Below are 23,357 nucleotides of genomic sequence, written 5' to 3'. Positions count from 1 at the left end.
CTCGCTTGGCCCATCCCTCCATGCGATGTACGTTGTCTTCAGCTTCGGTTGATGAATGTGCAGGCCTTCCGGCCTGGGAATTATGAAAATCGTTTTCTTGTGGACGCTTACTAAATAAACAGTTTGTCTTCAATCTGAGCCGTCTCTCTGATGGGAGACGGCTTTTTCATGGGTGCAACCCCTGTATGGGCGTATTTGTGCTTGAGACAGGCGGCAATCAGCCCTTTGCTGGCAGGCCGTTTTACGGAACAGGTGTCGAGGGATTGTGCGGGACCAGCTGATCCAGGCTCTTGAATTCGTACCCCCGTTTGCGCGCCTCGTCGATGATTGCACCCAGCGCTTCTGCGTTGTCGCGGGAGACGGCGTGCAGCAGGATGACGGCACCCGGGTGAAGCTGTGAGATGACGCTGTCGTACGCGTACCGCCAGCCTCTTTGCACCTTGGTGTCCCAGTCTTTGTAGGCAATCGACCAGAAGATGCTGGTATAGCCCAGCTGCTTGCAGGCCGCAAGGGAGCGGTCGCTGAAAATTCCCCTTGGCGGACGCAAAAAGCGCATCTCTTTTTGACCAGTGATCCGGGCTACTTCCGTCTGTACCTTCTCCAGCTCTTCCCGGATGCGTTCGTTGGAAAGTTTCGTCATGTCGGGGTGGCTCCAGGAGTGGTTTCCGATCAGATGCCCTTCTGCCGCCATCCGTTTGATGAGGTCGGGCTGGTCTTTTACGTAATGTCCGGTCACGAAAAAGATGGCCGGCACCTTTTTGGCCTTGAGCGTGTCCAATATTTGCGCGGTGTAGCCGTTTTCGTACCCGTTGTCAAAGGTCAGATACAGTTCTTTTTTGGTCGTATCTCCCAAAAAGATAGCCCCGTGCTTCTCCACAACGGATTTGAATCCTTCCTGGTCAATGGAAGGAAGTTTGCCGTCCCTGCTCTTTTTAAAGCCAAAGTGGTACGCCGTATCGGGATGGGCAGCCGCATGCCCCAACACGATGGTTACGAGCAGCAAGACAGCGGACAAAATGGTAAGGCGCTTCATGGTAACCTGCCCTCCTTTGTGACAATAGGCTTCCCTTTACCTAGCGATATTGTCCCATCAACGTTGGCAAGTTATGTGCCTGCCGCGACCAGGCGCTTTTGGAAAAAACAGGTTGGCAACCCATACAAAACGGCCTTTCCCTGCCACATGGAGCGGGAAGGCCGGATGTGCTCAGGCCTCCTCCCAGGGGACGGGACGGGGGGCCGGAATGGGATATTGTTCGGAGCGATCGGGCATTTCGGCTCGGGTCTTGTCTATGGAACCGACCGGAATCCTGTCTTCCACTTCAAAAATGGCCATGGCTCTCTCTTTTTGATCGGGCATGCAGCACTCACCTCCGTATGTTTCCATTCACTAGGATGGTTGCGGGCCAGATTTTGATGCAAGGAAAAAAGAGCGATATACTGAATGGAGAATGGGGTGATTTCCATGAAGCAGTCTTCTCTGTGCCCGAAGTTTGAAAAAGCCATGCATCTGCTGAGCAAACGCTGGACAGGGCTGATCCTGCACCAGCTTCTTTTGGGACCGCAGCGTTTTTGTTCAATTGAAGAGGCGCTTCCGATCAGCGGCAGGCTTTTGTCGGAACGGCTGAAGGATCTGGAGAAGGAAGGACTGGTGCATCGGGAAGTCTATACGGATTCCGCTCCGGTGAGGGTGGAATATTCGCTTACGGATAAAGGACGCGCACTGGAACCGATCATCAAAGGCATCGAGAAATGGGCACAAGAGTGGATCGAACTGGATCAGAAAACAGTCAACTGAACGGACTTACGAACAAAGCGCCGGACATTGTGTACGGCGCTGATTTGCTTGGAAAGGACCGCATCGTTCAATGCGAGGCCGTTCCCTGCAAGGGACTGTTTCGGACGTGCTTCGGCTGCGCCGCGCATCTCAAGCCGGACGCGGGCCCCTGCCGTGGAGGCGGGCGACGAACTGGCGGTGCAGGCGTTCGCTGATGATGCGGCGGCGAATCTGAGCGAGCCGCTTTTCCGCCAGCTGCCGGGTTACGCCAAACTCCTGGGCCAGCAAGCAGGCCGGATGAGTCTGGCAGTCGGTCAGTCTCAACCTGGATACCATGAAAAACGGCAGGGCCGCGTAAAGTTGAAACTGCGAAGCCTGGGCCTCCTGCAGGTCGTGGAACGATTTTCTCATCTCCAGCTGTTTCCCGGTATGTCCGCGCAATATATGCCCCAGCTCATGAAAAAACTGCTCACGCTGGATTGGCCGGGGCAGGGCGGAATTGATCGTGATGCAGCGATAGCCGCCGGCTTCGTACCGCATCGATGGACAAGGACGGTACACAAGCTCAATGCCGAGGGCTTCGGCGACCGTTTCCTCGCGCAAATCTCCCGCATGTCGCATCCCCAGTCTGGCATAAAAAGCGCCCACCCATTTTTCCAGTTCCGTTTGTTTGTAATCGCGGAGCATGTGCATTCCTCCTTTGCAAGAAACAGAACGTATGTTCGGTATTGTGCGAAAAGAAAACGCCGTGCACGGGACAGTGTTTGGTAAGACACGTCCTGCCCCTGCCGGTCATGGTTTGTCCGACTGTCGGGCTTTCCACCGCAAATAGTCGATGTGCTTTTTCACTTCTTCAATCTCGGATGGGCTCAATCCCTCCAAGTCAAAGAACGAAATATGCTCCTCCGGATTTTTCCGGGTTCCCCATGAGGGCGTCGGGTCATTCGTCTTGCCGAGAAGGAAATCGGCGGAGACGTTGAACACATCGGCAACTTTCGAGAGCAGATGGTTGTCCACACTCTTTTTCTCACCCGACTCAATCCGTGAGAGCACCGTGTTGTGAATTTGCAGTTTTTCGGCCAATTGGATTTGGGACCACCGCTTTTGTTCCCGGAGCCATTTGATCCGTTGACCGACTGTTGACATCATTCGTCACAACCTTTCCGCTATGGCAATAATTATTCTAACAATTTTCCATAACGGAAAACACAATTTTTGTTAATTTAACAAAGAACGTGTTGACTTTGTGAAAATTGAAACGGTATTATAATGGTTAAAGATTTGCTAATTTGGCAAATAAAGGGGGATGCTGATTGAACAAAGTCAATCTGGGATTCATCGCAAGGCGACGGCTCGAAACGGGAATCACGTTGCAGGACATGGCGGAATCACTGGGCTTCAAGAACGCGTCTACCTATCTGAAATACGAAAAGGGCGAGTACGACTTCAAGGCGAATCACCTGCCGGTGTTGGCCAGAAAGCTGAAATGCGAACTGCGCGACTTGTTTCAGTGCTTGATTTTGCTGATATGACAAATACAGAGACAAACAGATCACAGAGCGATATGGCAAGAGATCGGTCAGGGGGGAAAGAGGTGGAAGTCCGGGAAGCCAACATGCGGCAGTTGGAAATCTGGAAAAGGACACTGGCATACGAGCTAGCGATGATGGAGCCCCAAAGCGTTTCTGCCTGTCAGGATTTCCTTCGTCGCTTGGAGTCGTTTGAGCGGGAACTGCAAAGGGAGAGCGACGCGGCACTGACCGCCCCGATTGCCGGGCAGGTGCCGTGAGAAAAAGCGGTTTCCCCAAACGGACGAGCCCACGGGGGAAACCGCTTCGTTGTGCTGTCTGGCGTTACCGCAGGACCGATGCGGCCATCCGCACATAGGTATGCCGTTTTCCGCGCACGGCGATGGAGTAGTGCATGATGTTTTCCGGGATAGCGATGCCATTGTAACCGGCGTCGCCGATGTGATACAGATCGGCCCCGGCCATTTTGCTGTTCAGCGCGATCTGGCGAATGGTCGCCTCGTCTGCCCCTTCCTGACTGGTGCCGGTGGCCAATAGGGCCAATGCGCCGTGGCGGTGGGCCAGATCGACCATGGATTTGGCCGCATCAAGCGTGATGCCGGGAATTGTGCCGGGCGAGGGGAGCAGGATGATGTCCGCCCCTGCTTCGATAAACTGGACAATCGTCTGCTCTTCTATCAAATTGCCACCGGCTTCATCTGCTACGCCAGCGCCGTGCATTTTCCCGGCCATGATCAAGGCGTCTTTGCCCATGACTTCACGGGCGGTGCGGATCGCCTGCCTGATTTCCCGGTTGGTCACTCCGGTCTTGGGGTTGCCGGTCAGGCAGAGGAAGTCAAAACCGAGCCGTTTTGCCTCGACAAAGGTTTCCGCCGAGGCCAGCCGCCCTGGGGGCAGGGGGAGCAGTTGTTCTGCCGCTCTGGCCTGTGGGTCGACTGGTTCCAGGTTGAGGCCGACGGGCCGTCCGATGAGCCGTTTCAACTCATGTACCGTCTCATCGGGCGCAGCGGTCAGTCCTTCCACGTGCGGCTGAAACACGTCAAAGAGATTGAGCAGGATCATGTCGGCACCAAAAGCGGCGGCCAATTCTGCATTGGTAACACTGGGGTAGAGTGGGGAGACGGAGGAGATCACTTCGGCTACCAGCACTCGCCCTTCAGAGGCCTTGATTGCCCGCTTTACATCCTGCCCGGTCATCCGTGAGAAATCGGAAGCTGTGCAGTCCAACAATCGTTTCATCGTCTTCCTCCCAGTAACAAATATTGTGCCGTTATAAAGCAGTCCACCCGGCACGTCAGGGCGCTGCCGGGTGGAATCGTGCCGTCAGGCGAGCGGTGACGACAGGTTTACATCTTTTTGATCTCGTCCTTCAGCGCTTCCGACTGGGGACCGAAGACGATCTGCACGCTGCCCTGCCCCAGTTTCATCACGCCGGCCGCCCCGAGACTGCGCAGGCCTTTTTCATCGACGACCTTGTCATCCTTTAAGACCAGCCGCAGGCGGGTAATGCAGGCGTCCACGCTGACGATGTTGTCCTTGCCGCCAATGAGGGCCAGCACTTTTTGTGCCTTTTCGTGCATCGCATCGCTGCCGGACGCGTGGGATGCCGTCTCCTCTTCGTCGTCTTCGCGGCCCGGTGTCTTCAGATTCAGCTTGACGATCAGGAAGCGGAAGAGGAAGTAGTACACCGCGGCAAAGGCCAGGCCGACCGGAATGATCAACAGCGCGTTGGTCGACAGGTGGAAGTTGACCAGGTAATCGATGAGGCCCGCGGAGAAGCCAAAGCCGTGTTTGATGCCCAAGGCGTACACAACAAAGCCGGAAATGCCCGTCAGGACAGCGTGAATCACATAGAGGACGGGAGCCACAAACATGAACGCAAACTCAATCGGCTCCGTAATCCCTGTCAGGAAGGAAGCAAGGGCTGAGCTAAGGAAGATGGCGGCGACGGTTTTCCGCTTTTCCGGTTTTGCCGTGTGGATAATGGCAAAAGCACCTGCCGGCAGGGCAAACATCATGATCGGGAAGAAGCCGGTCATAAACATGCCGGCCGATTTGTCACCGGCAAAGAAGCGCCACAGGTCGCCGTGAACCACATTTCCGGCGGGATCGGTAAAACTGCCGATTTGGAACCAGGCGATGGCGTTGAGCACGTGGTGCAGGCCAAACGGGATGAGTAGACGGTTGAAGAAGCCAAAGATGGCCGCGCCAATGCCGCCCAGTCCGACAACCCAGTTCCCGAAGGCGTCCAGTACGGATTGGATCGGCCCCCAGATGCAGCCGATGATGATCCCGATCACCACCATGAACAGCGAGGTCACGATCGGCACAAACCGCTTGCCGCTGAAGAAACCGAGCCAATCCGGCATCTTGATGTCGCGGTACTTGTTGTAGCAGTAAGCGGCGACGCCGCCGGCGAGAAATCCGCCGAGTACGCCCATGTTCAGTTCCACCTTGTCATCGATGAAGGGCATGGCGGCAGGCACTTTGGCCAGTACTCCCACCAGCACCTGGTAGGCCAGGACCGCCGCCAGGGCGGCAATCGCGTCACCTGCAAAACCGATGGCGACACCCACCGCAAAAATCAAGGCCAGGTTGCCGAGAATCGCAGTACCGCCGGCATTGAGGAAGGGAGCGACGTACGTGTTCAGAAAACCACCCACTGCGGAGCCGAGCGGGATGTTCTTCTCGTAGTCGAGAAGACCAAAGGACACCAGCAGCGCCGCGGCAGGCAGTACGGCTACAGGGAGCATGAGCGCTTTCCCGAGCCTTTGCATGAAAGCAAGCATGGATAAAACCTCCTTGGATGAAAGTGATATTCAGAAAGCCGCTCTCCGGAGTACGTTCAATTAGGAGCGATAATTAGGACACGGCCGGAGAGTGACTCATCTGACGAAGGGAGAATCGCGGTTTGTAAGCGTTTGCAATTCGAAGCTGGCGAAACCTGTGATGCGGTTCTGCCTTCCCGCTGACGGGATGCCTCTGTTGCCGTGACAGAGTGCAATATGGGTTCAGCGTGACGGTCGAGCGGGACTGGGCGGAACAATTTACCAACAGGGGGCGGGCGTGCAGCCCGCCATTCCCCGTGATGCTTACCTGAAACTACATTATGCGGTGCCTCACTTTACTACGACGTTCATCACCGGTTCCTGACCGGCATGCACGTTGGGCGGAGCAATCACCTGTTTCTCGGCGACCACATCGCCGTTGGTGATGACAACAGGCGTCACTGTTGCGCATCCTGCCTGCCGGATTGTATCCAGTTGAAACTCGATCAGCTTGTCGCCGGCTTTTACCTGATCGCCGACAGACACGAACGGCGTAAATCCTTCTCCGTTCAACTTCACTGTATCAATGCCAATGTGGAGGAGAATTTCCAGACCGTTGTCGCTGGTCAGGGCAATCGCATGATGGGTGGGGAACAAATGGGTCACTTTCCCGTCTACGGGGGAGACGAGCACCCCTTCAGTCGGGTCGATTGCTACGCCGTCACCGACAACCTGCTGTGCGAAGACCGGGTCAGGCACTTCGCTCAACGGCACCATCACGCCCGTCAAGGGGGCCAGGATCGTCACTTCTTGCTGCTTTTTTTTGCGGGAAAACAAACTGCGTAACATAAGCTCCTCCTTTTGCGTCTGCTGTATGAAATAAGGTGTATGAAAAAAGGCATGAACGGGGAAACAATGCGGCATCGTTTGCCATGTCCGCATGCTCTCACCGCTCATGCCTAGTCGAACTAGTAACACGCAGGTATGGTATTGATTCTGTTTATTCGTATGGTTGCTGGGTCAGACGGTACACATGCATTGCCATGTAACCGATCTCATCGTCGGGCACGTTCATGTCCAGCCGCTTCGAGATGTGCCGGGCCAATTTTTCGGCCACGGCGTAGGCCTCTGGAGCGGTCTCTTTCAACCGGTCCAACAGCGGATTGTAAATCGATTTCTGCTGCCGGATGCGCTCGCAGGCAAACCGCAGATGTGTGATGAGGCGGACGTAATCAATCGAGTTGCGATCGATGGATCTGCCCGTCTGCTCCTCGATGATGCCGACCAGCTCGGCGATGATGTTGGTAAATTGAACGGTTTTGCTCACCGGCATGGAGCTGACGGCCGAATGGATGTGCAGGGCCAGAAAGCCGATCTCGCTCTCCGGTATCTCTTGGGAAAACGCCGTTTTGATCATCTCGGCCGCTCGTTTGGCCAACGCGTATTCCTTGCTGTACAAGGTCTGGATCTCAAACAGGAACGGGTTGACGATATCCATGCCGTTGCGCAGGCGGTAGATGGCAAACTGGATGTGGTCCGGCAGGGCGACATGGACGTGTTCGTTTACGTGCGGCGTGATTTCCTTGGCAATCAGGGCGATGATTTCTTCGGCGATCCCCACTACGGCCGGGTCGATCTGGCTGAGCAGGGTTTGATACTGCTGCTGGTGGCTCTCATTTTCCAAGCGGAAGCGTTTTTCGACACGTGCATCGTGGGGAAGGATGGTGTTCCCAGGTTTGGTGCCGAAGCCGATGCCTTTTCCGAACAGCACAATCTCCTGGCCGGAGTCGGGTTCTTCGACGAGGACCACGTTGTGGTTGAGGACGCGCGTGATCGTATACGGTTTTTCACGAGACACCCGTTACCACCCACCTTTACAAACAAAAAAGAGCTGAAAAAACCTTTTTTGGGTGAAAAAAAGATCTTCTCAGCTCATGCCTGCATTACCAGTAACACGCTTATGTGAAAACGCTTCATTGTCAATTTCATGATAACGCACTGGCTTTCCGTTGTCAATCATGCAGGGAAAAGACGCGGGCGAAGCGAAATCGTTCCTGCCGTCCAAAAAAACGGCAAGGTTGGGGCAGCGTTCTGCAACAGATGTTTCTTATCTGGTAAACTTGTCTGCAATGGAGGAAGCGCAGTACGCGTATGGTTTGATTTCCGCCCGGAAGTGGTTTGATTTTGCCAGGCTTAGCAAAGACTGGATAAACTTGCGGGTGGGACCGTTCTTGCCGATGTCGAAATGCAGGCTGATGGGGATGTCGATATTGCGTTCACGCAGATAGTGGCGCAGTTCGGAAGCCAACCCCACAGCGTAAATCGCCTCCTGGAAAATGCGCTGCTGCAGCGAAGCATAATGTCGTTCCTGAAACGTGTGGTAAAAAAAATTGCCGCCGCGACCGTGACGGATCAGCGTGATGACGATGGCAAAGGACGTGCTGCGGTTCCGCAGTTTCGAGTCGGCGCCGACAATGATTTCGCACGTCCCGGCTGTCGAGGATACGGTTTGCTCGATGTTGGAAAAAACGGCTGCCTTGTCCAGTAGGCCGATTGTTGGACTGTAAAATCGGTCGAACAGGACGGGGCTAACAGGGGTTACTCCCACTCACATCCCCCCTCACAGAGGTTGTATACATACGTGCGCTTACACTGTTAATGTATGTAAACACGAAGAGAGTATGTGAATGGAAGAGACAAATCCTCGCGCGGAATGCTGCGTGCTTACCGAAACTGCCGAGTGAGACGGTCGAGGCGGCGGACTGAATGGGCGATTACAGGGCAGGCGGCTCCATGCTCATATTGCTCCACTCTTCGCGAGCGGGTCCGTATGTGCCCGGCACACGCAGACCAGCTTGGCGCATGAGGACGGTCATTTGCCCGCGGTGATGGACCATGTGCAGGATCAGCATTTGCAGCGTATAGCCGTTGGACCATTGCTCGCCGTACATCTCGCGCACTTCCTGCAGGGTGGCGTCACTCCATTGGGATCGGATGGCTTCGACAAAGGAAGCGCTGGTGTTGCGCCACGCTTCGGCAATGTCGCGCGCGGAGGACGGCACGGGCTGGTGCTCACTGACCGCTTCAAACTGCAGGCCGGTGCGGGACATCATTTCGTGCACGGTGCACACGATGTGCCAAGCAATCCTGCCCAGCGTACGATCATCAGCGGAGACGCGCTGCTGCAGGGAATCGTCGGTACAGGCGTCGAGAATGCGCTGGGTCATCTGTGCCTCGTCTTCCCATACCTTTAGAAAAGTGGAAATGCTTGAAAACATGAAAAACCCTCCCTCCAATAGTTTCGGGAACATGTGTTCCCTTCAGTTCCCATTATACGCCAGGTTGGCTGATTTTATCCAGCCCTATTCTATAAAAATGAAAAACTATGAAGGAGGTTTGCGAACCATGATGAATCAGTACCTGCCCCAGGTGGCAGAATACCGGAAAGCATCCTACGAGGTGGACCCGGTATTTCTCAATCGCTGGTCGCCCCGTTCGTTCAAGTCAGACCCGATTCCCGACGAGGTTTTGTTCAGCCTGTTCGAAGCGGCGCGCTGGGCACCGTCGGCCAACAACGAACAGCCCTGGCGGTTTATCCTGGCCCGCAGCAAAGAGGAGAGGGAGCGCTTTTACCCGTTCATCGCCGACGGCAACCGCGTCTGGTGCGAAAAAGCGCCGGTGCTGGCGCTGATTTTGTCCAAAACGGTCAATGCCAAAGGAGTGAACAACCGGGCGCATGCGTTTGATGCCGGCGCGGCATGGGGATACCTGGCTCTGGAAGCAGCACGGCGCGGCCTGATTGCCCACGCAATGGGCGGTTTTGATCCGGACAAGGCACGCGAGGTGCTGAAAGTGCCGGACGAATACGAGCTGCACGGGGTCATCGCGATTGGCTACCAAGGGGAAAAGGACGCGCTGCCCGAGCAATTGCAGGAGCGGGAAAAACCGTCGGGGCGTCGGGAACTGTCTGAGACTGTGTTTAAAGGAGTATTTGGACGCACGTGATGGAGATGCAGGAACACGAGACATACATGAGAGCCGCGATGGAAGAAGCGAAAAAGGCAGCGGCCATCGGCGAGGTGCCGATCGGGGCGGTCATCGTTCGCGACGGGGAAATCGTCGGCCGCGGCTACAATCTGCGGGAAACGAAAAAAGATCCCACCCTGCACGCGGAAATGATTGCCATTCGGGAGGCAAGCGCCCGGCTCGGCGGTTGGCGGCTGATCGGCTGCACGCTGTACGTGACACTGGAGCCGTGTCCGATGTGTGCAGGAGCGATTGTGCAGAGCCGCATCGAGCAGGTGGTGTACGGGGCCCGTGATCCGAAGGCAGGATGCGCGGGCACCTTGATGAACTTGCTGGATGAGTCGCGATTCAACCACCAGGTGCCGGTCGTGGAAGGGGTGCTGGCGGAGGAATGCGGCCAGATGCTGAAAGACTTTTTTCGCGGTCTGCGGAAGAAAAAACAGCCCGGTCAGGATTAAACCGGGCTGTTCTTCTGGATATGGCTGCGAAGCTGTTCCAATTCTTCCTCGCTCAATTCCCGGTATTCCCCGGGGGAAAGCGTCGTGTCGAGATGGAGCGGCCCCATGCGGACGCGCTGCAGGTAGACCACCTGCAGGCCAAATGCGGCAAACATGCGCTTCACCTGATGAAATTTTCCTTCCATGATCGTGACCCGGACTTCCGAGACGTCGCCGGAAGAGAGTATCTCCAGCTTGGCCGGCAGGGTCGTAAAGTCTTCCAGCTCGACGCCCCGGGCGAACGCCTCCACGTGCTGGTCGGTGACGCGGCCCTGGATGCGAGCGAAGTACTCCTTTTCCACCTTTTTCTTTGGCGACAGGAGATTGTGGGAGAGCTGTCCGTCGTTGGTCAGGAGCAGCAGTCCTTCCGTGTCGATGTCCAGCCGGCCGACCGGGTGTACCTTGTGGCCCCATTCGTACGGCAGGAGATCCACCACCGTCATGTGCAGGTTGTCTTCCGTGGCTGAGACGACGCCGGGCGGCTTGTTCAACATGATGTACAGCCAGCGTTTGTAGTTGAGCGGCTCCCCCTCGACCGTGATCTCCTGCGTTTCCGGTATCACGTGCATGCCGGGGTCAGTGGCGACGGAGCCGTCTACTTCCACCAGCCCTTGCTTTACCAGTTGTTTCACTTCCTTGCGCGTCCCCAAGCCCATGTTGGCGAGGACCTTGTCCAAACGCTCTCGCTTCAATTGAATTCCCCGTTTCTGCTCGTTTTCGCTGTGCTGTTACTATATTGGCCCAACGCTGACGGCAAATCAAGGGGTGGTAGAGATTTACTCTTGCGCATTGGGCAATCTTTTGCTATAGTTAATTTTGCTTCTAGCATACAGTGGAGAGATACCCAAGTGGTCATAAGGGGACGCACTCGAAATGCGTTAGGCGTCGTGAGGCGTGCGTGGGTTCGAATCCCACTCTCTCCGCCATACAAATCGTACGCAAAGCACAGGTTGGCAGCCAGCCTGTGCTTTTTGATTTACTTGGCAGTGGAAGGTTTGTGGGCATCCGTTTTGATGACAAATGCATATTCCTGTGTGCGGTCTTCCCATTTGCATACCAGGCGAAAACCTCGGATGGTCCCGCCCGGTTGATAATCTTGACTGTTAGAACTTAAGAGGGCAAAGACGTTTTCATTCAGAGTAAATGTTGCTTCATTTTCATTATCATTAAAATTAAGCGTTACTGGCTGTTGCTGCGCTGGTTGACGTTTATATTTAAAATCGCCATCTGTAAGAAGAATGCTCTCCCTTACTTCAAATGATTTTGGTTTTGGATGAAGCGAAATATGTACGGTCTCACCAAGCTTGACGTATGGAATCGTTATCGCGGGATCATTCATGATCGATCGGAACAGTGACGCATCTTCAAAATCTGCTGGATCTTCCAATGTTCTTGACTTTAATGTCGAGCTGATATCATCGTTTCCGACTTTCAATGTGATCTCTGGAACAACATGTGATTGCTTGCTGTTCATCATGATGACAAGCAGGGAACAAACCAAGATGAACGCCATCAGTGTAAACCAATGAGCTTTTTTCATGTTGATTCTTCCACCTCTTTTCCAACATGATTACATCACCAAATATGTAATAATTATACAACAGGTCATTTGTTCATTGCCGAGAACGAAGCGGCGGGAGTGAATTGCTCACTCCCGCCTTGTGTTATGGTATTCATCTACCCGATCAGCGATCCGATGACCGGATAGCGAAACGGTCTGTCCTGCAGCGCGTAAACGATCCCCTTGATCGGATAGTAGAGGATCATAAAGCCGAATACAAGCACGAACGGAATGCCGATCACGAAAAACGACAGAAAGAGGGAAATGGAGAAAAGAATGCTCATGATGACATGAAACAGCAATGCCTGCAAGGCGATGTTTTTTACATGCCGGTCTTGAATCAGCAGCCAGACAACCAGCGGCACCAGGATTGGCGCGAAGAACAAACTGGCATGGGTGATCGCCTTGACTCCCTTGTGATCCATTCTGCTACCTCCCTGTATTGAGAAGCGTTATGACTGCCCCCATAATTATTGTACCTCATATTACCAAACCCTCCAACCGACGCAAGCGCGATCGGCACGTCCGACCGCAGACGGAGGACAGCGCAGGACGGCTACACATGCTCGGTACAGGTGTTCACAAAACCTCCACCGGCGATGTGATTGCAATCACAGTGAACAAAATCACAGCGCCTTATACTAAAGGCGACACGAACCATCACGGTATCATCAAGGAGGAGCGAACATGCTGAGTCAACATACGATAGACATCATCAAGTCGACCGTTCCCGTCCTGAAGGAGCATGGCCGGACGATTACGACACGTTTTTACCAGTTGATGTTTACCAACCATCCGGAACTGCTGAACATTTTCAACCACGCCAACCAAAAACAGGGGCGGCAGCAGACCGCGCTGGCCAACTCCGTCTATGCGGCGGCGGCCAACATTGAGAATTTGGAAGCCATCCTGCCGGTCGTCAAGCAAATTGCGCACAAACACCGCAGTTTGGGCATCAAGCCGGAACACTACCCGATCGTCGGGAAAAACCTGCTCGCGGCGATCAAGGACGTGCTCGGCGACGCAGCGACTGACGAGATCATCAACGCATGGGCGGAAGCGTACGGCGTTATTGCCGACGTGTTCATCAATTTGGAGGAGGAATTGTACCGGGAAGCGGAACAGTTGCCCGGCGGCTGGCGGGATTTCCGCAACTTTGTCGTGGACCGAAAAGTAAAAGAGAGCGACGTGATTACCTCCTTCTACCTGAAACCGCAGGACGGCGGCCTCATTCCGCCATTCCAGCCAGGGCAGTACATCAGTGTGAAGTTGGATATCCCGGGTGAAACCTACACGCACATCCGTCAGTACAGCCTGTCGGACAGCCCGGGCAAGGATTACTACCGGATCAGCGTCAAACGGGAAGATGCCGTAGATGGCAAGCCGGCGGGGATCGTCTCCACCTACCTGCACGACCACATTAAGGAGGGAGACGTGCTGCCGATCAGCGCGCCCGCAGGTGACTTCGTCCTGGATACGTCAAAAGAGACGCCGGTCGTCCTGTTGAGCGGAGGCGTTGGTCTCACGCCGATGATCAGCATGCTGAATACGCTGGTAGAGCGGCAGCCGCAGCGACGGGTTCACTTTATCCACGCTGCACGCAACAGCCGGGTGCACGCGATGAAGGAGCACGTGGCCGCGCTGGCCGATAAGCACGAAGCGCTGACTTTCCATGCAGCATATTCGGAACCGACCGAAGAAGATCGGGCTGAGCGCCGTTTTGACAAGGAGGGCTTCATCGACCTGCCGTGGTTGCAGTCGATTCTGCCCGACAACAATGCCGATTTCTACTTCTGTGGACCGGTGCCGTTCATGAAAAACGTTTACCAGGCGCTGAAAGACTGGGGCGTGCCGGAAGAACGCATCCATTTCGAATTCTTCGGGCCAAAGGGCAGTCTGAGCGAGTAATCGAATATAATCGCCAAAATCCTCCGTATTTTATGGAGGATTTTTTGCTGTGTGACTGCATGAAAGCATAGGGAGGAAACTTTTCTGCAAAAACCCCTGAAAGAGGTTTAGGCGCTGCTTCCCCGTGGTAGGTAAAGAATGTCATAGATATGGGCATTGTTCCCAGTCGGTTGGAGATTCACAGCGTGCACGAAGCAGGAGGGAGCTTGTGCCCGTCCACCTCGGGAAAGAAGCAAGGGGGAGGCCCGTGTTTACAAAGGTAAGAGACCGCTTATTTGCAGCACTGCTGTGCTTGTGCCTGATCCCGATACTCGTCGTCAGCTTTGTCAATTACGACGCGGCAAGAACGGTGGTGTACGAACAGTACGCCACCAGCATTCGCGAGCGTTTGCGTCACACGGACGAGCAGTTTTCGCTGTATGCCCAGCTCTTGCTGGACAGCGTCCAACGGCTGGCCAACGAACCAGCCGTGCGCAGCACGGAGGGACAGTTGGCGCTTTTGCCGCGCAGCGCACAAACGGCTGCGGCGGAGAAGCTGTTCCGGGACTTTCAACGCAGAAATCCCTCTGTCCGCAATGTTCATCTGCTCGCCGTCGATGGTGGACGTCTCTCCCTGTTTACCGACGAGCAATGGATGGACGGAAATGTCCGCAGTCTGTCATGGTACCGCGACACACTGGAGGCGTGGCACATCGCTCCCCGGCTGCTGCTTGGAGCGGAAGCGGGGGCCGATCCGTCTCGGCTGTACGCGGTGCAGGCGGTAACGAACGAGCAGGGGCGGCCGTTCGCCGTGCTTGTGGCAGAATGGAAGCCCGATTTATTGGAAAGGTGGCTGAAAACAGACACCGAGCGGCACGACTGTACGCTTTTGGTGTTTACCTCCGACGGGCACCCGCTGATTCAGGTCGAACCGGAGTCCTCGGGTGCGCGGCTGCTGGTGGAGTCTTATGCAGATGTAAGAGAGGTGCACAATGCGGGCCTAACGGAGGAAGTGCGGTATGACAGCCGGCTGAACGGGATGGTGCATCTCTTTCGATACGTCTCCCCGCATACGGGAAACACCTACGTGGAACTGCTGCCGGCCGAAGTGATTGACCGTCATCTCGGCCGTCTGGAGCTGATTTTGCTGATCGTCACGTTATTGGTGGTGCTGTTTGCCGCTATGGAGACCCGGCTGGTCGCCCGGTGGATGGACCGGCCGATTTCCACCCTTGTCGAAGCGACGGAGGCTTTGCAGAAAGGGGATTTTTCCATTCGCGTGCCGGTGGACGGGATGGAAGAGATGGCGCGCTTGGGAAACAAATTTAATCAGATGGCCGAGCAGTTGGACACTCTGATCCGAAGGGAACGGGAGTACATGCAGAAGGGGATGGACCAGATTGTTCGCAGCTTTTACCTGGCTGTGGAGATGAAAGATCCGTACACGGCCGGCCACAGCGAGCGGGTTACCCGGTACGCGCTGCTTATCTACGATTATTTGGATGATGCGAAAAAGCAAACCATATCCCGGAACGATCTGCGTTATGCCGGGCTGATGCACGATATCGGCAAGGTGGCCATTCCCGACCGGGTGCTGTTGAAGGAAGGCAAGCTGAATGACGAGGAGTACGAACTGATCAAGCTGCACACCACCATTGGAGCCGACATCGTGGAGAGGATCGAGAGCCTGGCCCACGTCAGTCCCGGTGTCCGTCATCATCACGAGCGCTGGGACGGATACGGGTATCCGGACGGACTGAAAGGGGAGGATATCCCCCTGCTGGGGCGTATTTTGGCCGTCGCCGACACCTTTGACGCCATGACTTCAACGCGTTCCTACCGCAAGGCGATGACAGCAGAAGAAGCGTATGCGGAAATTGTCCGCTGCTCCGGCACTCAATTCGATCCGGAGATTGTCCGGGCGTTTTGCCGGGCGTATCAGGCGATTGCCGCCAGCATGATTTCATCCGACGCCGGGCATGAAGTGCAGAAAGCGGCAGCCCACGTCACGTGAGGGGACGCTTTCCTGTTATGGATGGCTTTTTGCCTTGCGATCATTCCGGTTCTTTGGTATGCTAAATGTGCCGTGCTAGACGGGGAGGTTGCGGTGCCCTGTAACCTGCAATCCGCAATAGCAGGGTCGAATTCCTATCAGAGGTCTTCTCATGTAAGGCTGCCATATGGGCGGCGGTGTTGAGGATCGGGTCCTGTGCAACGCGAACCCATGAACCTGGTCAGGTCCGGAAGGAAGCAGCCATAAGTGGATCATCGCGTGTGCCGCAGGGGAGCCTGGTCTGAGCTGCCCCCATATGTAACGCTTGGATGGGGAGTATCGAAGATAGGTGCACGGTCTTCTCGAAGAACATCAAGTGGCCTGTTCATGAGGAACAGGCCATTTTTTGTTGATTTCTGACGATCTCTAGCGAAACATTTCCTTCCAGAATCATTCTGTACAGGCAGGGCATTCCTGATAGGGTGACGAATGTGTAGGAATGTGCAGAATGCGATGATTGCCTGTAAAAACGTCAAGGGTCAGGGGGGGACAAGCTGTGAGTGCATCATTCTCGTTACATCTCGCCGGTTCGTCCAAACGATTGACGAAATTTTTGCAATACTTCCCGACGGCCGTATTTCTGGTGACGCAAACGGGATGTATCGTGGAAGTGAATGAACAGCTTCTTCGCGTTACCGGATACCAACGCGGAGAACTCGTGAACCAGCCGTTTCACGTCCTGCTGCCGTACCGGGGCACGATCGAACAACTGTATCAGGATCTGCTGCGCCGGGAAGCGGAGACAGATATGCCCGCAGAAGTGGAATGGCGTGACAGGCAGGGCAGAAGCGGTAAAACACCGGCGATGATTTTGGGGCAGCAGACAGAGGAGGAGCTGCTGTATCTGGTTCACCTGTATCAGTTGACCAAAGAGACGGATTACGGGCTGTCACAGCGGCTTGTGGAAAAACTGACTACCGATACCAGCCTGGGATTGTTCGTGCTCAACAAGCAGGGACAGATCGTCGAAGCCAGCCACGCGGCCTGTAAGCTCCTCGGAATGGAGCGGCTGCATGTGCTCAACCGGCACGTGGACGATGTGTTTGCCGGCATACCTGAAGAGCATCGCCTGATTAAGCGGGAACTGCTCGACGGGGTGAAGCTTCACAATATCGCCACGTCCTGGACAAACGACAACCAGCGCTACGAATTAATCGTGGACGCCCACACGCTTCAGGACGAGGCCGGCAATACCGTCGGCGCGTTCGTCTTGTTCAAGGATATTACCAACCTGCGCTCGTTTGAACAAAAAATCGAGCGCAACGAGCGACTGGCGATGATCGGACAGATTGCCGCCGGCACGGCTCACGAGATCCGCAACCCGCTCACGTCGATCAAGGGCTTTTTGCAGATGTTCCTGCAATCCTTCAGCGACAACGGCATGGAGCGGGAGCGTACCTACACGGAAATCATGCTGACGGAGATCAATCGGATCAATTCGCTGGTCAGCGAATTTTTGCTGCTGAGCAAGCAGCGCGACGTCCAGTATTCCCTGGTCGATTTAAACACGGTGTTTGAGGAGATTCTCCCGATCGTGGAGTCGCAGGCGCTTCTGTTCGGCATCGACGTAAAGTTCTCCTCGCGGGGACAGCTTCCGCTGGTGGTGGGGGACACGGAACTGCTCAAACAGGTCTTCATCAACATCTGCAAAAACGGCATCGAGGCCATGGGGGAGAAGGGGACGCTGCACATTTCCCATCACATCGATCCGGAAGGGGACAAGGTCAGCATCGACATCCACGATACGGGGCCGGGCATTCCGCTGTACATCATCGACAAAATTTTTGATCCATTTTTTACGACCAAGGAGGAGGGAACGGGGCTGGGTCTTTCCGTATGTCAGAAAATCATTCACGACATTGGCGGCCAAATCCGCGTTTCGTCCAAAGGATATGGCACCACTTTTCACATCTTGCTCCCGTATCTCTGACAACGGTTATCCGGCCCGGCGTCCCGTCATCCGTACGGGGCGTTTTCTTTGTAAGAGCAAGGGCGGATGGTGTATAATAGTTAGGATTCGGAAGAGGACTGTGCAGATTGGAGTGTCACACCATCATGGCTTATACCGCGCTGTATCGCGTATACCGACCGCAAACCTTTCAAGACGTGGTGGGACAAGAGCATGTGACGACCACTTTGCGCAACGCGTTGCGTGAAGGCAGGTTGTCCCACGCTTATTTGTTCAACGGTCCCCGTGGTACGGGCAAGACAAGTGCAGCCAAAATCATGGCCAAAGCGGTGAACTGCGAACAGCCGCAGGACGGAGAGCCGTGCAACCAGTGCCCCACCTGCCGGGCCATTACCGACGGTTCCGTTACCGACGTGCTGGAGATTGACGCCGCTTCCAACCGCGGTGTCGAGGAAATTCGCGACATCCGCGACAAGGTCAGGTTCGCCCCCAGTGACGTCCGGTACAAGGTGTATATTATCGACGAAGTGCATATGCTGACGACGGAGGCGTTCAACGCGCTGTTGAAGACGCTGGAGGAACCGCCTTCCCACGTCATCTTTATTCTGGCTACCACCGAGCCCCACAAGTTGCCGGCGACGATTATCTCGCGCTGTCAGCGGTTTGATTTTCACCGGATTCCCCTAAAGGAAATGGTGAAGCGGCTCACATACATCTGCGAGGCACAGGGAGTGCGGGTCGAACCGCAGGCCCTCCACCTGGTCGCCAAAATGGCCGAAGGGGGGATGCGGGACGCACTCAGCCTGCTGGACCAGGCGATCAGCTACAGCAAAGACGAGGTTCGGGCTGCTGACATCATGCAGATTACCGGCACCGTCTCACAGGGGCACTTTTCCGTTCTGGCCAAATACGTCGCTGAACGAGACGTGTCCCGGGTGATGGAGCATTTTGACCGGGTGATGGTGCAGGGAAAAGATCCCGAACAGTTTTTGCAGGATCTGCTCTACTACTACCGCGACATGTTGCTGTTCAAGACTGCGCCGCAGTTGGAAGAGATCGTCGAGCGGACGATGCTGGACGACCAGTTTGCCCAGGTGGCCGGGATGTACGCCCTGCCCGACGTGTACGCCGCGATCGAAATCTGCAATCAGGCGTTGGCCCAGTTGAAGTGGTCCACGTACGCCCGCGTACTGGTGGAGCTGACGCTGGTCAAACTGTGCCAGCCGGTCAAAGAGGCTGCCGCTGCGCCGGAGGCAGCCGCAGCCGGAGGAGCAGAGCTGGCCGCACTGGCCAACCGGGTCCGCACACTGGAAGAGCGGCTGGCCCAACTGATGCAGGGACAGGCGCACGTGAGCGCCCAGCCGCGAACGGAAGAGCCGCGCAGGGCGGAAACGCGCCGTCCGGCTGCGGCCGCGAGAAGTTCCCGCACGCCGATGAACAAGGTGCGGGAGGTGGCCAAGGCGGTGGACGAAGCGCTGACGCGGCAGGTGCGCGGGCAGTGGAGCCAGATTTTGGCCGATGTCAAAAAAATCAAGATTCAATACCAAGCCTGGTTGGTGAACGGCCAGCCCGCTGCTGCCGGCCGCGACGCTGTCGTCGTCACCTTTACCAGTCCCATTCACTGTGAGAAGACCATGGAGCCGGAATTGAAGGGCGTCGTGGAACGGGTGATGCTGGGTGTTCTGGGGCGGCCGCTGCAGCTGCTCTCCGTGATGGAGGAGGAGTGGCAGAGCGTGAGCCAGCAGGCCGGGCAGGAAGAACAGCCCGCCCAGGAAGAGCAGGACCCGTTTGTCGCCGAGGCGATTCGGCTGGTCGGTGAGGGACTGATTGAAGTGAAAGAATAAGCTGAACCGGCAAAAAAGAAGGAGGACACCCCGATGAAAAACATGCAACAAATGATGCGACAAATGAAAAAGATGCAGGAAGAAATGCAAAAGACGCAAGAGGCCCTGAAGGAAAAAGTGGTGGAAAGTTCTGCAGGGGGCGGTGCGATTACCGTTAAGGCAAACGGCCACAAGCAGATTGTCGACATCACGATCAAGCCGGAAGTGGTCGACCCGGATGACGTGGAAATGCTGCAGGACCTCGTGCTGACCGCCGTCAACGATGCGTTGCGCCAGGCCGATGAGATGATCGCCAAGGAAATGGGCCGATTCACCGGAGGATTGAACATCCCGGGTCTGTTCTAAGGAGTACGAGCCGATGTTTTATCCCGAACCGGTATCAAAACTGATCGAAGGCTTTATGAAACTGCCGGGCATCGGGCCGAAAACGGCCAGCCGTCTGGCGTTTTACGTGCTCAACATGAAAGAGGACGACGTTTTGGATCTGGCCAAAGCGCTGGTCAACGCCAAACGGCAGCTCCACTACTGCTCCGTCTGCAACAACATCACGGATATCGACCCCTGCCACATCTGCCGGGACAAGCGGCGTGACGCTTCCGTCATCTGCGTCGTGCAGGAGCCCAAGGACGTGGTGGCGATGGAAAAGACGCGGGAGTACGACGGGTACTACCACGTCCTGCACGGAGCGATTTCTCCCATGGACGGCATCGGGCCGGAGGACATCCGCATCCCTGACCTCTTGAAGCGGTTGAGCGACGATCAAGTAAAAGAAGTGATATTGGCGACCAACCCGAACATCGAGGGCGAGGCCACCGCCATGTACATCTCCCGGCTGATCAAGCCGTTCGGCATTCGCGTGACGCGGATTGCGCACGGACTGCCGGTGGGCGGCGATCTGGAGTACGCCGACGAGGTGACGCTGACAAAAGCCCTGGAAGGTCGCCGGGAATTGTAGGACAAGAAAAAGACGGGGACTCCCTGTCTTTTTTGTGTTTGCAGGAGATGGGAGCAGGAGGACTTTTTTGTCCGGACAAGACATAGATTGAAGTAGGAGTGTGAGGAGATGCTGACAGGACCGGGGATGTCGCTGCGGGGCGGGACGGAGAAGCGCAGGTCTGCGCCTTGGGCGATCCCGCTGTTTGTCGGATACTGGATCGTGTTTGCCGCCGAATTGATGATGCTCCGCTTTGATCGCGGACCGGATGGCCGGTGGATCGTGTCGACTGCGGAGGTTCCTGAACTGTGGCTGTCGCTGACGGTGCTGGCTGTGGTGGTCATCAGCTTTGTCGCGGCTATCGGCTTTGCCGTCAACGTCTGGCGGGACAGGCAGCGGACGGCCTGGCTGCTCAATGACGACGCACCGACGTGGTCGGATCTGCTGCATGTCGTCGCCTGGCTGCAGGTGTTTCACGCCTGCACGCTGCTGCTGTACGGCCTGATACTGCCGTACCCTCTGTTTGTCGAGGGCTCGGTCGGCAGCTTTTTTGAGTCGGCGTCGCTTCAACTGTTTATCCTGATCGCGGTGCCGCTTTGGTTTCATGGCCGGATGGACGAGATCGGCGTGTGCCGTCCCCGCCGCATCGGGCGCATGATTGCCGTGCTGGCGGTGATGTTTCTGCTGATCATGTGGGTGCTGGATGCGGTCGTCACCACCCCGCTGGCTGACTGGTTCCACCTGTCGCTGGACTCGGAGCGGGAGCGGCAAATCGAACAGGGAATCATTCAAGCCAAAGACCGCGATATCTGGGCCGTCGCTGCATCCGTGCTGGTCATCGGCATCCTGGTGCCGATTGCCGAGGAATTGCTGTTCCGCGGTGTGTTTCAGACGATTCTGGTTCAGCGTTTGGGAGCGTTTGTCGGCATTGTACTGAGCAGCCTCTGGTTTGCGTTGATGCATGTGGATGTCGCCCTGCTGGCTCCGCTGTTTGTCATCGGCCTGTGTCTGGGCTACCTGCGGCATCGGTTTCAGTCCATCTGGGGGGCTGTCGTGCTGCATGTGATCAACAATCTGACCGGTGTGCTGCACTACTTTCACTGAAGGGGCGTGGGAGAAGTGAGATTGTGGGGAAAACCGCGAGCGGCCGTGCATTGGGGGCCGGAGGCGCTGGATAAAGCTGTCGACCGCGCGCGGTTGGATTGGCAGCACGCCCGTCATCTCATGGATATCAGCGAACCGGACGACGGGTTGGAGGATGCCATTTACTATCTGCAATTGACGGAAAAACGTTACATGTTCCTGCTCGCGCAAGCAAAACGGGAGCGGGAACGTCGGCACGCGCAGGGAGGATGAGTAATGAATACGGGATGGGTCATCGCCTTGATTGTCACAGGTCTGTTGTTGGTGATTGCCGCCAGCAGGTCGGTCATGGGGCCGATTCGCTGGGCGGGGTTTGTCGCCATGCAGTTGGTCATTGGCGCGGTGCTGCTGTTTTTCGCCAATTTGGTCGGAGAACTGGCCGACTTCCACATCCCGATTAATCCGGTAACGGCGTTATTGACCGGGCTGCTGCGGCTGCCGGGTCTGGCCGCGCTGATCATCATCAAGCTGTGGGTGATGTAGGCGGTTAGCCGTCAGTCAGCAAAAAGGCGACACTGCCGCTTTCGTACTTGACCCGGCAGTGCGGAGGCTGGCGCAGTGAAGCGATAAGCGCCAGCAGCCGGGGCAAGCCCAGCACGGCTGTCCCCCAGAGCAGCGCCATTCCGTACGGCAGCGGCACCCAGACGAAGACAGCGGCGGCCAAAAACAGACTGCCGGCGAGGACGGTCGCCTCCGCTCCGCGGTATGCCCGGAGCGAAACAGGATGGCGGGAACCGGCGCCCCACCAGGGAGAGACGAGCAGGTCCGGCGTGGTATGCGGGTGGTGTGAGCGCAGGCCGGCGTAAAGCCGGAACAGGCAGAGATGACCTGCGGCGATGGCCGGGAGCACGGCCAGCGTCACCACCAGGCGATCAGCCGGAATCTTCAGCCAGACAGAGGCGGCGAGCGGAAACAGGCAGATCAGCAGGAGCTGGAACAGCCAGCCCGCCAATCGCCAGCGAAATCGGCGAAGCAGTTTGTAGCTGTAAATGGTTTGCTCTTTCATCTTGTCTATGACCTCTTGCGATTACAGGTGTACAAGCGGGCTAGACCCGATCCGTGTCTGGGGAGAACCTGGCTTTGTCCAATGGACAGGGGCAGGGTTCTCCCTATGTTTTTCCCGCTGAGATGATTATCGCACAATCTGCTGGCGCCGGAAAAGCTGTCAACCGGACGCGCGTTTGCCCGTGTGCGGCGATTCGCGACGCTGCCGGTGCGGAGAGCCCGTTACGTCATGGGCCCCTTATTTATGGGCACGATAAAAGGGAGGAACTGGCACCGCCGCCTTGGCAATTACCTGTTTACTGCGCTGCAGATGCTGACGCGCCGGCCGTCTCTCCCCGCCAGACTGACGCGTAATCAAAAGGCATGGCCGGGGCTTACAGGCGCGGTCGAACAGGAGCAGGCGGCGAAAAGAGGAGGCAGTGCTTGA

29 protein-coding genes, 1 tRNA gene and 1 other RNA gene are annotated in these 23,357 nt (G+C 56.1%); 17 read left to right on the top strand and 14 right to left on the bottom strand.

Translation table 11 applies throughout. From position 1 onward, the window contains the following. Window positions 1–241 precede the first annotated feature (241 nt). Both pdaA and ETC00_RS17430 read right to left on the bottom strand, forming a co-directional pair. Window positions 242–1,033 (bottom strand): delta-lactam-biosynthetic de-N-acetylase, encoded by a 792-nt coding sequence (gene pdaA / locus ETC00_RS17435; RefSeq protein ID WP_171567398.1) that lies wholly within the window; start codon window positions 1,031–1,033, stop codon window positions 242–244. A 171-nt stretch (window positions 1,034–1,204) separates the two neighbouring features. After that, complete coding sequence (locus ETC00_RS17430) at window positions 1,205–1,357, bottom strand: hypothetical protein (RefSeq protein WP_171567397.1); 153 nt, start codon at window positions 1,355–1,357, stop codon at window positions 1,205–1,207. Between the two features lie 105 nt (window positions 1,358–1,462). Between ETC00_RS17430 and ETC00_RS17425 the strand changes: the two genes are divergently transcribed. Beyond that, window positions 1,463–1,795, top strand: a complete 333-nt coding sequence (locus ETC00_RS17425) for a winged helix-turn-helix transcriptional regulator (RefSeq protein WP_171567396.1) — start codon at window positions 1,463–1,465, stop codon at window positions 1,793–1,795. Between the two features lie 129 nt (window positions 1,796–1,924). On the opposite strand, the gene ETC00_RS17420 is transcribed toward ETC00_RS17425, so the two are convergent. Further along, window positions 1,925–2,461, bottom strand: coding sequence for an ImmA/IrrE family metallo-endopeptidase (locus tag ETC00_RS17420; protein ID WP_171567395.1), 537 nt, complete (start codon window positions 2,459–2,461; stop codon window positions 1,925–1,927). Window positions 2,462–2,566: 105 nt separating this feature from the next. Next, window positions 2,567–2,923, bottom strand: coding sequence for a helix-turn-helix domain-containing protein (locus ETC00_RS17415; protein WP_230077596.1), 357 nt, complete (start codon window positions 2,921–2,923; stop codon window positions 2,567–2,569). A gap of 164 nt (window positions 2,924–3,087) precedes the next feature. Here ETC00_RS17415 and ETC00_RS17410 point away from each other — a divergent pair, with 164 nt between their 5' ends. Both ETC00_RS17410 and ETC00_RS17405 read left to right on the top strand, forming a co-directional pair. Further along, the gene (locus ETC00_RS17410; RefSeq protein WP_171567394.1) at window positions 3,088–3,306 is read left to right on the top strand and encodes a helix-turn-helix domain-containing protein; all 219 of its coding nucleotides are present in this window, start codon (window positions 3,088–3,090) and stop codon (window positions 3,304–3,306) included. Between the two features lie 62 nt (window positions 3,307–3,368). Then, window positions 3,369–3,563: a hypothetical protein gene (locus tag ETC00_RS17405; RefSeq protein WP_171567393.1), complete on the top strand. Its 195-nt coding sequence runs from the start codon at window positions 3,369–3,371 to the stop codon at window positions 3,561–3,563. Between the two features lie 64 nt (window positions 3,564–3,627). Here the strand turns inward: ETC00_RS17405 and ETC00_RS17400 are convergent, their stop codons facing one another. The 6 genes from ETC00_RS17400 to ETC00_RS17375 all read right to left on the bottom strand — a co-directional run bounded on the left by ETC00_RS17400 (window position 3,628) and on the right by ETC00_RS17375 (window position 9,349). Continuing rightward, entirely contained in the window at window positions 3,628–4,542 is a 915-nt protein-coding gene (locus ETC00_RS17400) for a DUF7916 family protein (protein ID WP_171567392.1), read from the bottom strand. Between the two features lie 107 nt (window positions 4,543–4,649). Continuing rightward, complete coding sequence (gene nagE / locus ETC00_RS17395) at window positions 4,650–6,092, bottom strand: N-acetylglucosamine-specific PTS transporter subunit IIBC (RefSeq protein ID WP_171567391.1); 1,443 nt, start codon at window positions 6,090–6,092, stop codon at window positions 4,650–4,652. A 330-nt stretch (window positions 6,093–6,422) separates the two neighbouring features. Beyond that, entirely contained in the window at window positions 6,423–6,920 is a 498-nt protein-coding gene (locus ETC00_RS17390) for a PTS sugar transporter subunit IIA (protein WP_171567390.1), read from the bottom strand. Between the two features lie 151 nt (window positions 6,921–7,071). Beyond that, window positions 7,072–7,929 (bottom strand): glucose PTS transporter transcription antiterminator GlcT, encoded by an 858-nt coding sequence (glcT, locus tag ETC00_RS17385; RefSeq protein ID WP_171567389.1) that lies wholly within the window; start codon window positions 7,927–7,929, stop codon window positions 7,072–7,074. A 249-nt stretch (window positions 7,930–8,178) separates the two neighbouring features. After that, window positions 8,179–8,679, bottom strand: a complete 501-nt coding sequence (locus tag ETC00_RS17380) for a ribonuclease H-like YkuK family protein (protein WP_171567388.1) — start codon at window positions 8,677–8,679, stop codon at window positions 8,179–8,181. A gap of 166 nt (window positions 8,680–8,845) precedes the next feature. Continuing rightward, the gene (locus tag ETC00_RS17375) at window positions 8,846–9,349 is read right to left on the bottom strand and encodes a DinB family protein (protein WP_171567387.1); all 504 of its coding nucleotides are present in this window, start codon (window positions 9,347–9,349) and stop codon (window positions 8,846–8,848) included. 130 nt (window positions 9,350–9,479) lie between these two features. Between ETC00_RS17375 and ETC00_RS17370 the strand changes: the two genes are divergently transcribed. Both ETC00_RS17370 and tadA read left to right on the top strand, forming a co-directional pair. Continuing rightward, entirely contained in the window at window positions 9,480–10,076 is a 597-nt protein-coding gene (locus ETC00_RS17370; protein ID WP_171567410.1) for a nitroreductase family protein, read from the top strand. Beyond that, entirely contained in the window at window positions 10,076–10,555 is a 480-nt protein-coding gene (gene tadA / locus ETC00_RS17365) for a tRNA adenosine(34) deaminase TadA (RefSeq protein WP_171567409.1), read from the top strand. Before ETC00_RS17370 ends, tadA begins: the two co-directional genes overlap by 1 nt. On the opposite strand, the gene ETC00_RS17360 is transcribed toward tadA, so the two are convergent. Then, window positions 10,552–11,286 carry a pseudouridine synthase gene (locus ETC00_RS17360; RefSeq protein ID WP_171567386.1) on the bottom strand — a complete coding sequence of 245 codons (735 nt, stop codon included), beginning with the start codon at window positions 11,284–11,286 and terminating at the stop codon, window positions 10,552–10,554. The genes tadA and ETC00_RS17360 overlap by 4 nt on opposite strands. A gap of 142 nt (window positions 11,287–11,428) precedes the next feature. On the opposite strand from ETC00_RS17360, the gene ETC00_RS17355 reads away from it, so the two are divergent. Continuing rightward, window positions 11,429–11,520, top strand: a tRNA-Ser gene (locus ETC00_RS17355). A gap of 50 nt (window positions 11,521–11,570) precedes the next feature. Here ETC00_RS17355 and ETC00_RS17350 read toward each other — a convergent pair. Together ETC00_RS17350 and ETC00_RS17345 are read right to left on the bottom strand one after the other, a co-directional pair. Next, window positions 11,571–12,134: a hypothetical protein gene (locus ETC00_RS17350; protein ID WP_171567385.1), complete on the bottom strand. Its 564-nt coding sequence runs from the start codon at window positions 12,132–12,134 to the stop codon at window positions 11,571–11,573. Between the two features lie 137 nt (window positions 12,135–12,271). Further along, complete coding sequence (locus tag ETC00_RS17345; RefSeq protein WP_171567384.1) at window positions 12,272–12,580, bottom strand: DUF4870 domain-containing protein; 309 nt, start codon at window positions 12,578–12,580, stop codon at window positions 12,272–12,274. A gap of 262 nt (window positions 12,581–12,842) precedes the next feature. On the opposite strand from ETC00_RS17345, the gene hmpA reads away from it, so the two are divergent. The 10 genes from hmpA (at window position 12,843) to ETC00_RS17295 (ending at window position 22,408) form a co-directional block, all read left to right on the top strand. Next, window positions 12,843–14,063 (top strand): NO-inducible flavohemoprotein, encoded by a 1,221-nt coding sequence (hmpA, locus tag ETC00_RS17340; RefSeq protein WP_171567383.1) that lies wholly within the window; start codon window positions 12,843–12,845, stop codon window positions 14,061–14,063. A gap of 247 nt (window positions 14,064–14,310) precedes the next feature. Further along, entirely contained in the window at window positions 14,311–16,056 is a 1,746-nt protein-coding gene (locus tag ETC00_RS20985; protein WP_171567382.1) for an HD-GYP domain-containing protein, read from the top strand. Window positions 16,057–16,126: 70 nt separating this feature from the next. Then, window positions 16,127–16,392, top strand: an RNA gene (gene ffs / locus ETC00_RS17330) — signal recognition particle sRNA large type. Between the two features lie 199 nt (window positions 16,393–16,591). Continuing rightward, a complete protein-coding gene (locus ETC00_RS17325; RefSeq protein WP_171567381.1) occupies window positions 16,592–18,025 on the top strand; it encodes a PAS domain-containing sensor histidine kinase in 1,434 nt (477 codons plus the stop codon). Between the two features lie 125 nt (window positions 18,026–18,150). Further along, window positions 18,151–19,848, top strand: a complete 1,698-nt coding sequence (dnaX, locus tag ETC00_RS17320) for a DNA polymerase III subunit gamma/tau (RefSeq protein ID WP_171567380.1) — start codon at window positions 18,151–18,153, stop codon at window positions 19,846–19,848. Window positions 19,849–19,881: 33 nt separating this feature from the next. Beyond that, entirely contained in the window at window positions 19,882–20,193 is a 312-nt protein-coding gene (locus ETC00_RS17315; RefSeq protein WP_171567379.1) for a YbaB/EbfC family nucleoid-associated protein, read from the top strand. Window positions 20,194–20,206: 13 nt separating this feature from the next. Then, on the top strand, window positions 20,207–20,803 hold the full coding sequence (gene recR, locus ETC00_RS17310) for a recombination mediator RecR (RefSeq protein ID WP_171567378.1): 597 nt from the start codon (window positions 20,207–20,209) through the stop codon (window positions 20,801–20,803). A 108-nt stretch (window positions 20,804–20,911) separates the two neighbouring features. Then, window positions 20,912–21,886: a CPBP family intramembrane glutamic endopeptidase gene (locus ETC00_RS17305; protein ID WP_171567377.1), complete on the top strand. Its 975-nt coding sequence runs from the start codon at window positions 20,912–20,914 to the stop codon at window positions 21,884–21,886. Between the two features lie 15 nt (window positions 21,887–21,901). Continuing rightward, the gene (locus ETC00_RS17300) at window positions 21,902–22,138 is read left to right on the top strand and encodes a DUF2508 family protein (protein ID WP_171567376.1); all 237 of its coding nucleotides are present in this window, start codon (window positions 21,902–21,904) and stop codon (window positions 22,136–22,138) included. A gap of 3 nt (window positions 22,139–22,141) precedes the next feature. Continuing rightward, window positions 22,142–22,408 (top strand): pro-sigmaK processing inhibitor BofA family protein, encoded by a 267-nt coding sequence (locus tag ETC00_RS17295; RefSeq protein ID WP_171567375.1) that lies wholly within the window; start codon window positions 22,142–22,144, stop codon window positions 22,406–22,408. A gap of 4 nt (window positions 22,409–22,412) precedes the next feature. On the opposite strand, the gene ETC00_RS17290 is transcribed toward ETC00_RS17295, so the two are convergent. Then, window positions 22,413–22,931 carry a hypothetical protein gene (locus tag ETC00_RS17290; RefSeq protein ID WP_171567374.1) on the bottom strand — a complete coding sequence of 173 codons (519 nt, stop codon included), beginning with the start codon at window positions 22,929–22,931 and terminating at the stop codon, window positions 22,413–22,415. A gap of 228 nt (window positions 22,932–23,159) precedes the next feature. Between ETC00_RS17290 and ETC00_RS20980 the strand changes: the two genes are divergently transcribed. Next, window positions 23,160–23,357, top strand: a complete 198-nt coding sequence (locus tag ETC00_RS20980) for a hypothetical protein (protein WP_171567373.1) — start codon at window positions 23,160–23,162, stop codon at window positions 23,355–23,357.

It is taken from the genome of Brevibacillus sp. MCWH (assembly GCF_013096935.1).
Lineage (GTDB): Bacteria > Bacillota > Bacilli > Brevibacillales > Brevibacillaceae > Brevibacillus > Brevibacillus aydinogluensis.
The sequence above is the reverse complement of the archived record's forward strand: the minus strand, read 5'-3'. Positions and strand labels throughout refer to the sequence as shown.

Bases quoted from the DNA above. Each gene is read 5' to 3' on its own strand.
- ETC00_RS20980 (WP_171567373.1), top strand. From the start codon at position 23,160: ATGGGCCCCTTATTTATGGGCACGATAAAAGGGAGGAACTGGCACCGC.
- nagE (WP_171567391.1), bottom strand. From the start codon at position 6,092: ATGCTTGCTTTCATGCAAAGGCTCGGGAAAGCGCTCATGCTCCCTGTA.
- recR (WP_171567378.1), top strand. From the start codon at position 20,207: ATGTTTTATCCCGAACCGGTATCAAAACTGATCGAAGGCTTTATGAAA.
- ETC00_RS17315 (WP_171567379.1), top strand. From the start codon at position 19,882: ATGAAAAACATGCAACAAATGATGCGACAAATGAAAAAGATGCAGGAA.
- ETC00_RS17375 (WP_171567387.1), bottom strand. From the start codon at position 9,349: ATGTTTTCAAGCATTTCCACTTTTCTAAAGGTATGGGAAGACGAGGCA.
- pdaA (WP_171567398.1), bottom strand. From the start codon at position 1,033: ATGAAGCGCCTTACCATTTTGTCCGCTGTCTTGCTGCTCGTAACCATC.
- ETC00_RS17400 (WP_171567392.1), bottom strand. From the start codon at position 4,542: ATGAAACGATTGTTGGACTGCACAGCTTCCGATTTCTCACGGATGACC.
- ETC00_RS17430 (WP_171567397.1), bottom strand. From the start codon at position 1,357: ATGCCCGATCAAAAAGAGAGAGCCATGGCCATTTTTGAAGTGGAAGAC.
- ETC00_RS17415 (WP_230077596.1), bottom strand. From the start codon at position 2,923: ATGATGTCAACAGTCGGTCAACGGATCAAATGGCTCCGGGAACAAAAG.
- ETC00_RS17370 (WP_171567410.1), top strand. From the start codon at position 9,480: ATGAATCAGTACCTGCCCCAGGTGGCAGAATACCGGAAAGCATCCTAC.
- dnaX (WP_171567380.1), top strand. From the start codon at position 18,151: ATGGCTTATACCGCGCTGTATCGCGTATACCGACCGCAAACCTTTCAA.
- ETC00_RS17305 (WP_171567377.1), top strand. From the start codon at position 20,912: ATGCTGACAGGACCGGGGATGTCGCTGCGGGGCGGGACGGAGAAGCGC.
- ETC00_RS17390 (WP_171567390.1), bottom strand. From the start codon at position 6,920: ATGTTACGCAGTTTGTTTTCCCGCAAAAAAAAGCAGCAAGAAGTGACG.
- ETC00_RS17420 (WP_171567395.1), bottom strand. From the start codon at position 2,461: ATGCTCCGCGATTACAAACAAACGGAACTGGAAAAATGGGTGGGCGCT.
- ETC00_RS17295 (WP_171567375.1), top strand. From the start codon at position 22,142: ATGAATACGGGATGGGTCATCGCCTTGATTGTCACAGGTCTGTTGTTG.
- ETC00_RS17290 (WP_171567374.1), bottom strand. From the start codon at position 22,931: ATGAAAGAGCAAACCATTTACAGCTACAAACTGCTTCGCCGATTTCGC.
- tadA (WP_171567409.1), top strand. From the start codon at position 10,076: ATGGAGATGCAGGAACACGAGACATACATGAGAGCCGCGATGGAAGAA.
- ETC00_RS17350 (WP_171567385.1), bottom strand. From the start codon at position 12,134: ATGAAAAAAGCTCATTGGTTTACACTGATGGCGTTCATCTTGGTTTGT.
- ETC00_RS17425 (WP_171567396.1), top strand. From the start codon at position 1,463: ATGAAGCAGTCTTCTCTGTGCCCGAAGTTTGAAAAAGCCATGCATCTG.
- hmpA (WP_171567383.1), top strand. From the start codon at position 12,843: ATGCTGAGTCAACATACGATAGACATCATCAAGTCGACCGTTCCCGTC.
- ETC00_RS17345 (WP_171567384.1), bottom strand. From the start codon at position 12,580: ATGGATCACAAGGGAGTCAAGGCGATCACCCATGCCAGTTTGTTCTTC.